10 protein-coding genes are annotated in these 14,976 nt (G+C 33.4%); 2 read left to right on the forward strand and 8 right to left on the reverse strand.

Going from position 1 to position 14,976, the window contains the following annotated elements; genetic code table 11:
* Positions 1–55: 55 nt before the first annotated feature.
* Positions 56–2,692 carry a DEAD/DEAH box helicase family protein gene (locus KO504_RS10195; RefSeq protein WP_215926554.1) on the forward strand — a complete coding sequence of 879 codons (2,637 nt, stop codon included), beginning with the start codon at positions 56–58 and terminating at the stop codon, positions 2,690–2,692.
* 54 nt (positions 2,693–2,746) lie between these two features.
* Here KO504_RS10195 and KO504_RS10200 read toward each other — a convergent pair whose 3' ends face one another.
* The 7 genes from KO504_RS10200 to hemA all read right to left on the reverse strand — a co-directional run bounded on the left by KO504_RS10200 (position 2,747) and on the right by hemA (position 10,105).
* On the reverse strand, positions 2,747–3,133 hold the full coding sequence (locus KO504_RS10200; protein WP_215926556.1) for a YchJ family protein: 387 nt from the start codon (positions 3,131–3,133) through the stop codon (positions 2,747–2,749).
* A 66-nt stretch (positions 3,134–3,199) separates the two neighbouring features.
* Positions 3,200–4,102 carry an oxygen-dependent coproporphyrinogen oxidase gene (gene hemF / locus KO504_RS17345; protein ID WP_252723684.1) on the reverse strand — a complete coding sequence of 301 codons (903 nt, stop codon included), beginning with the start codon at positions 4,100–4,102 and terminating at the stop codon, positions 3,200–3,202.
* A gap of 626 nt (positions 4,103–4,728) precedes the next feature.
* Positions 4,729–5,292, reverse strand: a complete 564-nt coding sequence (locus tag KO504_RS10210) for a GNAT family N-acetyltransferase (RefSeq protein ID WP_215926560.1) — start codon at positions 5,290–5,292, stop codon at positions 4,729–4,731.
* Complete coding sequence (locus KO504_RS10215) at positions 5,292–6,062, reverse strand: EI24 domain-containing protein (protein ID WP_215926562.1); 771 nt, start codon at positions 6,060–6,062, stop codon at positions 5,292–5,294. The genes KO504_RS10210 and KO504_RS10215 overlap by 1 nt, the downstream gene beginning before the upstream one ends.
* Before the next feature lie 73 nt (positions 6,063–6,135).
* A complete protein-coding gene (gene hemE / locus KO504_RS10220) occupies positions 6,136–7,164 on the reverse strand; it encodes a uroporphyrinogen decarboxylase (RefSeq protein WP_215926563.1) in 1,029 nt (342 codons plus the stop codon).
* A gap of 120 nt (positions 7,165–7,284) precedes the next feature.
* Positions 7,285–8,865: a hydroxymethylbilane synthase gene (gene hemC, locus KO504_RS10225; protein ID WP_215926565.1), complete on the reverse strand. Its 1,581-nt coding sequence runs from the start codon at positions 8,863–8,865 to the stop codon at positions 7,285–7,287.
* Positions 8,858–10,105, reverse strand: a complete 1,248-nt coding sequence (gene hemA, locus KO504_RS10230; protein ID WP_215926567.1) for a glutamyl-tRNA reductase — start codon at positions 10,103–10,105, stop codon at positions 8,858–8,860. Before hemA ends, hemC begins: the two co-directional genes overlap by 8 nt.
* A gap of 210 nt (positions 10,106–10,315) precedes the next feature.
* Here hemA and KO504_RS10235 point away from each other — a divergent pair, with 210 nt between their 5' ends.
* Positions 10,316–11,215, forward strand: a complete 900-nt coding sequence (locus tag KO504_RS10235) for a helix-turn-helix transcriptional regulator (RefSeq protein ID WP_215926569.1) — start codon at positions 10,316–10,318, stop codon at positions 11,213–11,215.
* A gap of 4 nt (positions 11,216–11,219) precedes the next feature.
* Here the strand turns inward: KO504_RS10235 and KO504_RS10240 are convergent, their stop codons facing one another.
* Positions 11,220–14,729 carry a TraB/GumN family protein gene (locus KO504_RS10240; RefSeq protein ID WP_215926571.1) on the reverse strand — a complete coding sequence of 1,170 codons (3,510 nt, stop codon included), beginning with the start codon at positions 14,727–14,729 and terminating at the stop codon, positions 11,220–11,222.
* Between the last annotated feature and the right edge of the window lie 247 nt (positions 14,730–14,976).

Raw genomic sequence — 14,976 nt, forward strand, 5'->3', positions numbered from 1 at the left:
GAGATTATGATTACTTTTATCAAATACAAAGTTAACGATTTAAACCCATTTTTAAGTGCTCAAATCCTTAGATGATTTAGAATTTATTTTTCCATGGAGAAGCTATCAAGCAGAACTTTTAAAGCATTTTAATAGTCATATTGCAGACAATCATTTTCATGTTATCGCACCTCCTGGTTCAGGGAAAACCATCTTAGGATTAGAAATCGTTAGAAAATTAGGAAAGAAAACACTTGTCCTTGCTCCAACATTAACCATAAGAAACCAATGGGAAGACCGCTTACAAAACTTTTTTACCGAGAATTGTGATTTTGAAGCTTATTCATTCGATATTAAAGCGCCAAGCGATATCACGTTTTCTACCTATCAATCACTTCATGCGTTTTATAAAACTTTTGAAGATAAAAACGACTATTATCAATTCTTCAAAAGCCATAATATTGAAACTTTAGTTTTAGACGAAGCCCATCATTTAAAAAATGCGTGGTGGAATTGCTTAATGGATTTAAAACGGCATTCTGAGTTTTATATCGTGGCACTTACAGCAACACCACCTTACGATAGTAGTAGAGCAGAGGTGTCTAAATATTTTACACTTTGTGGTGAGGTTGATGATGAAATTGCGGTTCCTGATTTGGTACGCGAAGGCGATTTAAGTCCGCATCAAGATTTTGTCTACTTCTCAAAACCCGAAGATTTAGAGATTAATTTTATCGTCGATTACAGACGAGATATAGCCGATTTTAAAGATGAATTATTAAAGGATGAGATCTTTATTAACTTTCTAATTGAACATCGTTTTTATAAAAATCCGAATTGGCATTTGGATGAACTCTATTCAAATACCGAATATTTTTCTGCGATTCTCATCTTTTTATATGCCTGTGGCTTTGAAATAGATCATCAAAAACTAGAAGTTTTAGGTTTTGAAAAACAAGAAATGATTCAGTTTCCTAAACTCGATTTACATTGGTTGGGTATTTTATTTCAGAACATCTTAGTTGGAGATAGAGAACAATTAATTGAACAGGAAGACTATGTTTCAACTTTAGAAAAACAACTAAGACGACTTCATGTTTTTGAACGAAATACAGTCGATTTTATTGGAGAACAACTGCTTTACAAATCTTTATCTAACAGTCCAAGTAAATTAAAAAGCATCGTTAGTATTGTTAAGGCAGAACGCGAAAGCTTAAAACGAGATTTAAGATGCGTGATTCTAACAGATTACATTCGAAAAGAATTTTTAAATATTAAAACTGAAGAAATAGAAGACATCGATAAAATTGGTGTGCTTCCTATTTTTCAATATGTTCGTTATTATTGTAATAGGCCTGAAGAATTAGCGGTACTTTCTGGCAGTATTGTTATTATTCATCAATCCATTTTAAGGCATTTTGAAACGATTGCTTCTTTAGATAATTTTTCCTTTTCGTCCTTACAAATAGATGAATCCTTTTTATTGGTAACTTCAAAAGGAAAGCCGAAAATTTCTATCGTTAGCATTCTCACCCAACTTTTTGAAGCAGGTTATATTAGAGTTTTAGTCGGTACAAAATCCTTATTAGGCGAAGGTTGGGATGCTCCATCTATTAACAGTTTAATTCTAGCGTCTTTTATAGGATCTTTTGTGTCTTCTAATCAAATGCGAGGAAGAGCAATTAGAAAAGATGCCAATGCACCCAACAAAACCGGAAACATTTGGCATTTGGCTTGTGTAGACCCAACAGATTTAGATGGCGGAAGAGAAGTAGATACTTTAAAGCGACGGTTTGAAGCTTTTGTAGGGGTTACCAACAGTACGATTCCGTTTATTTCAAATGGTTTTGAACGCTTAAATATTCCTGATGAAATTTCGGTAGAATCTATTGAAACTCTAAATGATGCTACATTAAAACGCGCTACAAAACGTGGTTTAATTACTGAAAAATGGGACAATGCCATCGGAAAAGGTACGAAACTAACTAAAGAAGTTAAGATTTTACATTCCGGACAACGGCCTTTTAAAAAGCAGAAACAAATCTATTATTTTGATGTGCTTCGCTTTTTTATAGTCGAATTGTTATTTACCATGATGCTGTTTTATGTTGAGTTTGTTGCTCAAAGTTTTCATCTCATCTTACAACGTGGTGTTTTTTATTTTATATATGCGCTTTTAGCGGCCTTTGTTGGTGTTTTTGGGTATAAACTTTACAAAGCGGTAAAATCATATTTTCGTTATGGTTACCTCTATAAAAAGATTGGCAAAATGGGATTAACCATTCTCGATACTTTAGATGAGTTGGGTTATATCACTTTGGGTAGAGCTAGTATAAACGTGAATTCTTATGTATTAGGTAAAGGCGATGTGGTTTGTAATTTGGTTGGTGCTAATGCGCTTGAAAATTCCTTATTTTCCAAAGCCTTAAGCCAACTTTTAGAACCTATTGCCTCTCCTAGATATTTAATTGTAAAGACGAATTTTTTCAGAAAACGTTTAGATGTTGAAAATTTCTATCCAGTTCCAGAATTGTTTGGCGATAAAAAAGAAAATGCCTTAGTGTTTCAAAAACATTGGAAACAGTATTTAGGCAAAAACAAACTGGTTTTTACACGAAGCGTGGAAGGCAGAAAATTACTTTTAAAAGCACGATTATTTCATGTGTATAATGCTTTTAAGGAAGTAACCAAAGAGGTTATGGTTTGGAAGTGATAAGTTAGACCTGCAAGGTTTTTAAAACCTGCTAGGTCAGGTTTGAGGTTTTTGCTATCGACTCAAGCCTAAGTAAAACCATTGCTCATTCTCTTTTACAAAAGCTGATTTTTCATGAATGACATCTACGTTTCCATTTTCAAAAAAATAAGCTTTAAAGGTTACTGTTCCCTCAATATCGTCTTTAGAACCTTTTGAAGTGTCTAAAACTTCCAACTTAATCCATTGTACTGATTTTGCCCATTTTACAATCGCTTTTTTCTCTTTTTTTGGTCGTGTCGATTTGTGGTGTGTTGTCATTAAATAATCTCCATTGGCTAAAACAAAAGCACTATAGCGAGATCGCATGAGCTGTTCGGCAGTATCTGTTTTTCCGTTGTTGCGATGGAAAACTTCGCAGCACTCTTGGTAAGTTTTGTTGGTTCCGCAGTAGCAGTTCATTGTTGCTTTTTTTTTAAAGACCTGCTAGGTTTGAAAAACCTGCTAGGTCTGAGATAGTGTCAACTGTTACACCCAATCCACAGGGTTTTGTAAAACCTTAATCAGTTTTTCTTCCTCACTTCCAGCCTTTGGTTGATGGTCGTAAACCCATTGTACATGTGGTGGTAAACTCATTAAGATACTTTCTATGCGTCCATTGGTTTTTAATCCAAATAAAGTGCCTTTGTCATGGACTAAATTAAATTCCACATAACGTCCTCTTCTAATTTCTTGCCAATCGCGTTGCAGTTTGGTGTATTCTATATGCTTTCGTTTTTCAACAATTGGTACATAAGCTTCTAAGAAACTATCTCCAACTTCGGTTACAAAATCGTACCAGTTTTGCATACTCATATTGTCGGTAGCTTTGCAATAATCAAAGAATAAACCGCCTAAACCACGACCTTCGTTTCGATGAGCATTGTAAAAGTATTCATCGCAACGCGATTTGTATTTTGGATAAAATTCAGGGTTATGCTTATCACAAGCCGTTTTGCAGGTTTGATGAAAATGTTTGGCATCATCTTCAAACAAATAGTAAGGCGTTAAATCTTGTCCGCCACCAAACCATTGATCTACAATGTTTCCTTCTTTATCATACATTTCAAAATAGCGCCAATTAGCATGTACGGTTGGCACCATTGGATTTGTAGGATGCAGGACTAAACTTAATCCACAAGCAAAGAAATCAGCGTCTTCTACACCAAAATATTTCTGCATGCTGTCTGGCAACTTACCGTGAACACCAGAAATATTCACACCTCCTTTTTCAAAAACAGCACCGTTTTCAATAACTCGTGTTCTTCCTCCACCTCCTTCTGGTCGGTCCCAAAGGTCTTCTTGAAATTTAGCCTTGCCGTCTACTTCCTCTAGTTTAGAGGTAATAGTGTCTTGTAATTGGTGTATGTATTTGAAGAATTTGTCTTTCATTGAAGACCTAGCGGGTCTAGAATCATCATCATATTCCATATTTAATTCTGTTGATATTTTATTACTATGTGTTGATCTAAAATTTTCTAAAGTATCAAAAAGTTCAATGATATATAATTTTTTTCTACTGATTAATGTTTCACTTTCAGAAAAGAATGATTTATATGAAGAAAACTTATAACTTTGAAAATCTTCAACAATCTTATGATTTTCAGGATTTTTATGAATATATAAAACGAGTTGTTTTAAATAATTTTCATCTTTAATTTGTTTTCTTTTAAAAGGGCGTTCAAACAAAGCGCCTGTTCTAAAATTCTGCTTATTATAGGCTTTAGTATAAGCATTAAACAGATTTGAAAACGCTTGGTTAACTTCCTTGGTTTCTGAAGTTACCTCGATAGCAAAATGAAAATGATTATTGAGTAAACAGTAAGCTAGAATGTTAACTTTTGGAATTAGGTATTTCTCAACAAGTTTGAGAAAATAAGACATATTGTTGTCGTCTTGAAAAACAGTTTCACTATTGATACCACGATTATAAATATGATAGTAATTGTCTTTTTTTAGTAATTCCATTGTATTACAAATTTAGTCTTGAATTAAGTGTAGGATTGACCTGCTAGGTTTTAAAAACCTGCAAGGTCTTTGCGTGTGTTTTGGTTATTTAACTCATACAATTCCATATCCAAAGGCGCTTCTCCAATGGGTGTAAACTCATTAATTAAAGTTTTAACCCATTTAAAATTAGTTTTCAAAGCCACTTTTACGCTTGGTAAATTGTCTTTATGTGCAATAATTTGAAGGGTTTCTAATCCTAAAATAGTAAAAGCATAGTCCGATAAATGTTGAATTGCTTTAGAGGTTAATCCTTGCCCTTCAAATGGATAGCCAATGCAATAGGCAAATTCACCTTGTTTGGTGTTCCAATCGAGTTCTTTGATGTAAATGAGTCCTGCGAGTGCTCTTGTTTCGGAATGTTTTAACGTGAATAAAAATTCTTCGTCATTTTCAAATTGCTTCACTTTTTGTTCTACAAATAATTGCGATAATGTTGGGTTGAGGTTTTGCTCTAAAGTTTTTGGGAAATAACGTTTTAAGCGGTCTTCGTTTGCGATTATGAAATCACAAACTTTCCAAGCGTCTCCATCATGAATAGGATTGATTTCAAAAGCATCGAATTTGGCAACCATTATACTATGATGCTATTTTGATTCAAGGATCTTTCTTGTTCTAATAATTTTACCGTATTCACAGAAGAGGCTGTTACGCTTAAAGGCAAAACCAAAATAACACCAATAACCGGAATTAATAAAAACAGCATAAAGACCATTCCATTTCCTATAGCAATGCCTTTGTATCGTCCAACAAAATTGATGCTCTCTCTGTATTTAAAATGACGTTCTAAAGTGTAATCCATATTGCCAAAACCAGCATAGTAGGATTGTACTAAGAATAATATTACAGACGAAGCGATGTTTCCAATTAATGGGATAAAATTTAAAAGTAAAATAGGAATCGTAACCAATAGTTCTTTGGCTAAATTCCTGATATTAATTCTTATCCCTCGCCACAGCTGGTCTTTAAAGGATGTGTTTCTGTGATTGTGTTGTTCTACTCCTGTTAAATGCGTTTCAATTTTTTCTGAAACCGGACTCATAAAAGGAGCAGACAAGGCCATAATAATATGCTTATAAAGAATTAAACCAATAGCCACTATCATTATACCACCAATAAAGGTAGAAATGGTAGTAAAGGTTGCTTTGCCCCAATCCCAAACCCATACTTTAGCTATAAAACGCCCCATATTATCAGAAAAACCATAAGCTGATAGCCCAATAATGGTAGCAGTAACAATGCTAATAAGTATAGGAATAGCGAAGTATTTCCAAAGTTTTAATTTTGAAATTAAAGCGAAAGTTCCGGTATAGGCTTGTATACCTTTTAATATGTTATTAATCATATTATTGTTTTTAATTGACGATACTTAAAAGACGTTAAAAGGTGTTTTAAGTTACAATAATAGAGAATTAATCTTACTCCGCTTTGTATTCCTTAACGGCGTCAATAAATGCTTTGGCATTCTCTAATGGAATGTTTGGTAAAATGCCATGTCCTAAATTAACGATGTATTTATCTTTCCCGAAGTCGTTAATCATTTGAGTGACCATCTTTTTAATTTCTGCCGGTGGCGAGAATAATCGTGTAGGATCAAAATTACCTTGTAAAGTGATATTCCCTCCGGTGAGGTAACGTGCATTTTTAGCAGAACATGTCCAATCGATACCTAAAGCAGAAGCTCCAGATTTAGCCATTGTATCTAAGGCAAACCAGCAGCCTTTTCCAAAAGCAATAACAGGTGCATCATCCTTTAAGGCATCAATGATTTGTTGTATATATTGCCAAGAAAATTCTTGATAATCTACAGGAGATAACATGCCTCCCCAAGAATCAAAAACTTGTACAGCATTACAACCCGCTTTTACTTTTTCCTTTAAATAGGCGATGGTTGTATCTGTGATTTTTTGCAGTAAACCATGTGCAGCAATCGGATTTGTAAAACAAAACTCTTTAGCTTTATCAAAGTTTTTAGAGCCTTGACCTTGCACACAATAACATAAAATGGTCCAAGGTGAACCCGCAAAACCAATTAATGGAATGTCGTCATTTAGCTTTTCTTTGGTCGCTTTTATAGCCTCGTAAACATAGTTTAAAGCTTCTTTTACATCAGGAACAATGACGTTATCGACGTCTTTTTGAGAGCGAATTGGATTTGGTAAGTAAGGCCCAAAATTAGGCTTCATTTGTACCTCAATATTCATGGCTTGAGGAATCACTAAAATATCTGAAAACAGAATGGCAGCATCCATTCCGAATCTACGAATTGGTTGTACTGTAATTTCACTCGCTAATTCTGGCGTTTGACAACGTGTAAAGAAATCATATTTCGCTTTGATTTCCATGAATTCTGGTAAATAGCGACCTGCTTGACGCATCATCCATACTGGTGGACGTTCTACAGTTTCTCCTTTTAATGCTCTTAAAAATAAATCGTTTTTTATCATGTTTCTGTCATTCCTGCGAAGGCAGGAATTTATTTAATTAGACTTTATCTTTTTTGGATTCCTGCTTGCGCAGGAATGACAACAGTGGTGCTAATAGCTAAAGGCTAAAAGCCAATGGCTCTACTCGTAAAACTCATTAACCAACTCCACAACACTCTCAACCAAAGGTACTTTAGCAACTCTCACTTCTTTAAAGTACTTTTTAGCTTCCGTAGCCGTCGTTTCGCCAATACAAAATGCGATGCCTTTGGCTTCATTTAGTTGTAAAAAACTTTGAACCGTTGATGGACTATAAAACATGACGCCATCTAAGTCTCCTTCAACTTTCTTAGCATCAAGCTTAGTTTCGTATGCTTCAACTTCATTGACTTTGATGTTGTGTTTAGATAAAATATCAGGTATGGTGTCTAATCTTAAATTACTACAGAAATAGGTCACTTCGGTACCATCCATGTATTCAGCCATGTGTTCGGCTAAATCTTTAGCGTACTGCTCGTAATGTTTTACTTTTCCGATACGTTTTTCAACCATTCGCTTTGTCTTTCGACCTACACAATAAATATTTTTGAATTGTAATTCTACAGGTGAAAAATTAGTAAGTAAAGAATCTACAGTATTCTGACTTGTAATGATAACGTTCTCAATTTCATTACGGACGATAGTTTTATTTAATCGGTTAGGATTAATTTTAATATCATCATTACTTTCAGCAACCACTGCTTCATGAAACTTGGCTAGCTGATCGTTGGTTAGTTTTTTTGTGGAATAGATATTAGTGATTTTGTCACCTTGCGTTAATTCGTCAATTAAAACTTTACCACCTTTGCCAATGATATAATTGGCACAGAATTCTGCTATCTCTTCATGTTTGCCTAGAGGTACCACTTTAGTAACTTCTATTTTTTTAGTACCGTCCTTACTTAAAAGAACACCTTTAAAGTTAACCTCTTCTTCTTTATTTATATAACAAATAGCTCCAATTGGTGCAGTACAACCTCCTTCTAAGCGATTTAGAAATTCGCGCTCAATAGACGTACAAATTTGTGTTTCTTCGTGATTAATTTCTGCGCAGATTGCTCTAGTGTCCTCGTCAGCTTCTAAAGCCGTAATCATAATAGCTCCTTGTGCTGGTGCTGGAACCATCCAGTGTAGATTAATTGAGTTTTCGGGTGTAATGTTTAAACGGCCTAAACCAGCTCCTGCAAAAATAGCAGCATCCCAATCGTCGTTTCCTTCTAACTTTTCTAGTCTTGAATTTACGTTACCACGCAAACCAACAATGGTATGTGTTGGGTAGCGGTTTAACCATTGTGCTCGTCGCCTTAAACTACCTGTGGCTATAATGGCATCTTTAGCAGATAAAAACTCTTCATTGTCTTTAAAAACTAAGGTGTCATTAATGTTTCCACGTTTTAAAACTGCCGCTTGAATTATACCTTTAGGTAGAATTGTTGGGACATCTTTTAGTGAATGTACCGCAATATCAATACTCCCATTTAACATGGCAATATCTAAGGTTTTAGTGAAAATTCCGGTAATTCCAAGTTCGTATAAGGGTTTATCGAGTACTAAATCTCCGGTTGATTTTACTGGGACAAGGACGGTTTTATGACCTAAATGCTCAAGTTGTGATTGAACGGTTTTTGCTTGCCACATAGCGAGCTGGCTGTCGCGTGTGCCAATGCGAATTATTTTAGACATTATTGGTAGTTTCTAACTGAAATATTTTTTTGATAAGCTCTATACTTTCATCTGAAGTGTTACTGTCTTCTCTAAGATGGTGTGCAAATTGATTGGTAATTTTTTGAATGATATTATTACTAATTAATTCTGCTTGATCTTCATTAAAATCAGCAATTTTCTTGCGTTGTGTATTAAGTTCAGAGTTTTTAAAATCTGTTAACTTATGTTTTATAGCTTGAATGGTTGGGACAAATTTTAAAGTGTCTAGCCAAGCATTGAATTCTGATGTGATTTCTGAGATTATGGCCTCAGCATCTGGAATAAATGCTTTACGATTTTCTAAAGTATCATCTGTAATTTTAGCTAAATCATCCATATGTATTAGTGTGATGTTAGCGTGCTCTCTAATGTCTTCGTTTACATTTTTAGGAATCGAAAGGTCTAAAACTAATAGTGGTTTTTCAGTAGAAATTAGGCTTTTATAAACCGTAGGGTTTTGTGCTCCTGTTGCTACAATAACAATGTCTGAAGCATTAATTTCATCTTCTAGTTTCTCGTAATCTTTAACGATGAGGTTAAATTTACCAGCAACTTCTTCAGCTTTATCTTTAGTTCTGTTTATTAAAGTGATATGAGAATTTTTGGTGTGTTTTACCAAGTTTTCACAAGTGTTTCTTCCTATTTTTCCAGTTCCGAAGAGTAAAATGTTTTTTTTAGAAATGTTCTCAACATTCTTCATTATGTATTGAACTGAGGCAAAAGAGACTGAAGTGGCACCAGATGATAATTGCGTTTCGTTTTTAATGCGTTTGCTTGCCTGAATAACAGAATTCACTAAACGCTCGGTAAATGAATTTAATAATCCAACTTTTTTTGAAGCTCTCGCTCCAGCTTTAAGTTGAAAGATAATTTCAAAATCACCTAAAATTTGACTATCTAAACCAGAACCTACACGAAACATGTGATTAATGGCTTCTTTGTTTTTGTGAACATAAGCGACGTCTTGAAATTCTTCAACGGTCCCTTTTGTGTTATCGCACAATAATTGAATGAGTTGATAAGGATGTTCTGCAAATCCGTACATTTCTGTTCGGTTGCATGTTGAGATTACTAAAAGACTCTCAATACCGTTTTGTTTGGCCTGCGATAAAACATTTTGCTTAGCAGTATCGCTTAGACTAAAGTGACCACGTATTTCGGCATCTGCTTTTTTATAGCTGAGACCTATAGCGTAAAAATATTTGCTTTTATTATGCATGTGTTGCGTTCGCTCGTTTACCTGACTTTGGAAAGTAACAGCACAAATGTAAATTTGATATTTAAATAAAAACAACGCTAGAAGAACTTAAAGTATCGATTGTGGTTTTTTAGCTTAGTTTTTTACTAAAACATGATAAATATCATATTTTTGTAGTAAAACCAATGGCTTTTTAGTCTTTTGTTTAGAACGAATCTAAATAGGAATGAAATGAATTTAGAAAATACAGGTTTAAAAAGTATCGCTAAAGGTACTTTTGAAGAAACGCGTATTGAAGATGGCTTTTTTGTGCTAACGCATAAAAATGAGAACGATACGGTTGAAATTCTTGAGCGCGAGATTGATAGTAGTTTTATTCAGTTTCATTTTTGTACTAAAGGATCAGCTGCGTTTATGTTTAATCAAGGGAATTATACCTTGAATATTGATGAAGAAACATCGTTATTACTATATAACCCACAGCGCGATTTGCCCATTCACTTAGAATTAAAACCACATTCTTGGTTGGTGTCTTTAGTGATTTCTATTAAAAAATTCCATGGCTTATTTTCTGAAGATGCGAATTACGTTACCTTTTTAACAGATGATAATAAGGGGAAGAAGTATTATAAGGATGGAAAAATATCTCCATCCATGGCGGTTGTTTTAAATCAGTTGATTAGTTTTAATCTTAATAATTCTATTAAGTCTTTATATTTTAAAGGTAAAGCTTACGAATTAATAAGCTTGTTTTTTAACAGAAGTGAGGATGCCGATATTGAACAATGTCCGTTTTTAGTGGATGAGGTTAATGTAGCTAAACTTAAAAAAGCTAAAGATATTATTATAGCTAATATGGCAGAACCGCCAACCTTACAAGAGTTAGCAGACGACATAGATTTAAGCTTAAAAAAATTAAAAGAAGGGTTTAAACAAATTTATGGTGACTCGGTTTTTAGTTTTCTATTTGATTATAAAATGGAAGTGGCTCGTAAACTTTTAGAATCTGGTGATTATAATGTTAACGAAGTTGGACTAAAAGTGGGGTACAGCACAGGAAGCCATTTTATTGCGGCTTTTAAGAAGAAATTTGGGACGACGCCTAAGAAGTATATTCAAGCGTCATCTTAAATTTCTAATAATCATAATACCCATCACCACCACTTGGCGTAACGCGTTTTCTATCCTTGTAAATTGCTAAGTTGAGTATCTCAGTATATTGCTCTTCTAATTCTTTTGTCTTATCTACGATGGTACCATAACTTTCAGATTTAGAATAGTAATCGACAACCAATTGCTTTGGGTCTTTTGGCTTAATAAATGAAATGTAATGTAAGGCTTCAACCTTGCCAGAATACTCATCGTCTTTATCTATTTTAAAGAAATACATTACGGCATTTTTGCCTTTATCGGTTACAAAATCGCGCTTAAAAAGAAAGGCAATAGAATCTTTTTCTTTTTCAAAATTAGCATCAGATAAGAGCTTTGATTTGGCGAATTGTTGTTGACTGATATTAATAGATTTTAACTTACTTAAAAGCTTGGCGTCATCTAGTTTTTCTATAAGTAAATACTGATTTTCTTCATCTTCTAAAAGCTTTTTTGTTAATGCTTCTGGAATTGTTTCTTTAGCTTTAGTTAACAATACGTAATATTTTACTAAGGCATTTGTATCCTCTACATTCATCAGTTTTTCAAAAAAATCTTGAGCACTGCGTTCGTTTCTATAAGGGAAAATTAACCTTACATAAGTCGCTAAATTTTGAGAATAGGAATTGTAACCGTAATTATTGTAGTTTCCTAAATTTCGTTTAATCTCCATTTTAGCATCATTAATCAACTGGTTTTTATATTTCTTATAAGTTTTTTGCTTAACCATTCCGCTATCTTTCAGTTTAGCTAGTAAGGTGTAAAGAGGGTATTTGTATTCTTGTATGGTGCTGTATTCTAGTATTTTAGGAAATAATGAGGCCTTTAGTTCTAAAGAATCTTTTCCTTTATAGTTATAAAACATACTACTAACACTTCCTAAAGGTAAATCACGCTCCATTAATTCTAAAGCGATAGAATAAGACGCCTTTGTGTTAGAATCTAATAAGCCTTCTAAAATAGAGGTTTGAGTTTGTGGATCAGAATAGCTATCGTGATAGAGTTGTTTTATAAATGGTAAATTGTTTTTTAAATCTATTTTAATAAGTTGTTCTACGAGATGCGATTTTATCTCTAAGCGTTCTTTATCAAATTCAAAATCCTTAAGAATAGAAACAATGTCTTTACTGTTATGTTTCTTGAATTTAACTAAGCTATAAGACTCTAAAACAATACTGTCTTTTGCTCGTAAGGCTTCGAAAAACTGTTTGGTTTTATCTGTTAACACATTTTTACCCAAAAGCGTATCTTTTGGTGTGAATGTCTCGTAAAATTCAGTGACAAACTTAGAAGGTCCACTAATAGAATCTATTAATGTTTTTAGTTCAAAAAGCACTCCTTCCTTAAGTATATTTTTTACCAATACTTGTTTGGCGCTTAAAGTATCTGAATAGGTAAAACTATGTGTGTAAATAGTACCTTTTTTTGAAGATGAACGGTTGCTTATAGAAAATGCTTTTTCTGTTTTATAATAACGCGATCTATAATTTACTTTGTCCTCTAAATTTTTCCACAAACTATCTACATTATGAAACATTTGTAAATCATGAAACTTAGTTCTTGATACTGAGATTTGCTCGTTAGCATAGGTAGAATAAACGGTTTCGTTTATGGTTTGTTCGTAATCTTTGGTTTTTTTATTTCCATTGTAGTTGTACGGATTTGGCAAAGGCGCTTTTCCGTTTGTGTTAACCGAAAAATGTAAAGAGGTATCTATAACTTTTTCAAATCCTTTATAATCTGTTTTATTGAACTTAAACGACTTAAAATATGCCGATTTATCAGCTTCATTTGTGCCTACATAACCTAACAAATAATAACTGCCATCTTTTACAATGGTTTTTAAATAGAGTCTTTTGTTGGTGTTGGCATCTAATATGGCATTAGATTCATAGGTTCGGTAATCGCCTGCTTTAAAACCACCTTCAGCTTCGGTTAATTTGTAGTTTTTATATAAGGCATGGTGGAAGTATTTAGCCTCAAAACTGTCTTCTTCTATATATGTTAAGTCGTTTAAAACAGCTTCTTCAATAAAATAATAGGCTCCGTTTTTGTAGCCTTCTACTAGCTTTTTGCCATAATTATGCATATTGCTAGAAATGTAATACTCTGGAAAATCAACTTGAAATTTTTTCTCAGGCGACACAAATAATTGTGTGGCGTTTGAAGGATGTTTAAGGGCTATAGAATTAAATATTTTTTCTTCATGTTTTAATACAAAATCACTGCGCCCCGCAAATTTTATAATTATAATTTCTAAAGGTGTTTCATAAATATGGTACTTCTGAAATTCTCCTTTTTTGGTTTTATTAACGATGCTGATGCCAGGATAAGGTTGGGTTAGTTCTTCCTTTTTAATGATGTCTCCAGGGATGTCTTCGTATAATAGGTGGTCAATCTCTTTAAGACTAATGTTTTCTTTTTCGTTTGGTAAATAGGTAAAACGACTAATTCTATTGATGGTTAAATAGGCACCGTTAGTCATGTCTGGGTCTAGATAATATTTTTGTCCTCCATAGGAAAACTCTCTAAGTTTATCATACGTGTTAATGCTTAAGAATCCATCTGGTGTACTGTGTTTTTGTAATTCTGGTGTTACAAAAAGACTATCGAGTTTTGTTTTCTCTGTTTTACTATAATCTGTCTGGTTAGATGTTAACGCTTTTACAGTATAACCGCGTTGACGTAACATGTTAATCATACCGTGTTCTCCTGGTAAATGTGCAGCACCAACTCCTGCAAATACAGATTTGGTTGGCATGAGTTTTTCTAAAGAAATTACCATATTCTCGTTTCGGATGTAGAGCATGTTTTTGCGGAAGAATTCAGTATTTACTCCGGCTCCAATAGAATCGAGTAGGCCTAAGTTTCTATCGCGATATAGGTTTTCTTGAATTAAATAGGCATTTTCTTTAGCATATAGTTTTTGTACCCAGGGATCTAATTCTTTTTTGTTGGCGTTATAAGCGGCTTTTGTGGTTAAATATCTAGATTCTTCTAAATCCTCTAAAGCATATATTTTTTTGTTATTTTTCTTTCCAGCCTGAAAAATGAACATATCCAAATAGGTTTCTTCTTCAAAATTATCTGAAGCGCTGCTTTTTCTATATAAATACGCATTTACAGCATTGTTGTCCATACGTACAGAACCTCTAATGGCCATTTCTTCAGGATGGGTAAGCTTAAAAAGATTGGTGTAGAAATTCTCATTATAGTTAGTATAAGCAGCCATTTGGCCAAGCATCATTTCATAATTAAATTCAGGCCACGTAGTTGGGTCAGATTCTAGGGCAATACAATCACTTTTATCTAAAGCTTTATAAAATACATCGTCTAATCTAAATGCTACTTTTTTACTAACGTGCATAGTACCATAGAGGTACGACGGTTTTTCTAATCCGTTTCCTGTAATTTTCCAAAGTAAACTTTGATATTGTTGTTGTGAAAATGCAATTGTGGTAAATAAAATAAGTATTAGTGCTAAGAATTTTTTCATGTGCTTGTGTTTATTGACATTTAATTGTCACATGCTATTCGCGATTAATCATTGCTTTAAATGATGCCATTTTGAATAAGCTTCTCTTTTCATTATAAAATTTAGTCAAGGCTTGTAAAGATATTTAAATCCTTTAAACAGCCTTAAAGAAAAAGTTAAACTCGATTAAAAGCTAATAATAAAACTATTTGTTTTAGTGAGTATAACTGAAAAGTATATAAAATATTTTAAGATAGTAGGATAAATA

This window comes from Winogradskyella psychrotolerans, from assembly GCF_018860565.1.
GTDB classification, from domain to species: domain Bacteria; phylum Bacteroidota; class Bacteroidia; order Flavobacteriales; family Flavobacteriaceae; genus Winogradskyella; species Winogradskyella damuponensis.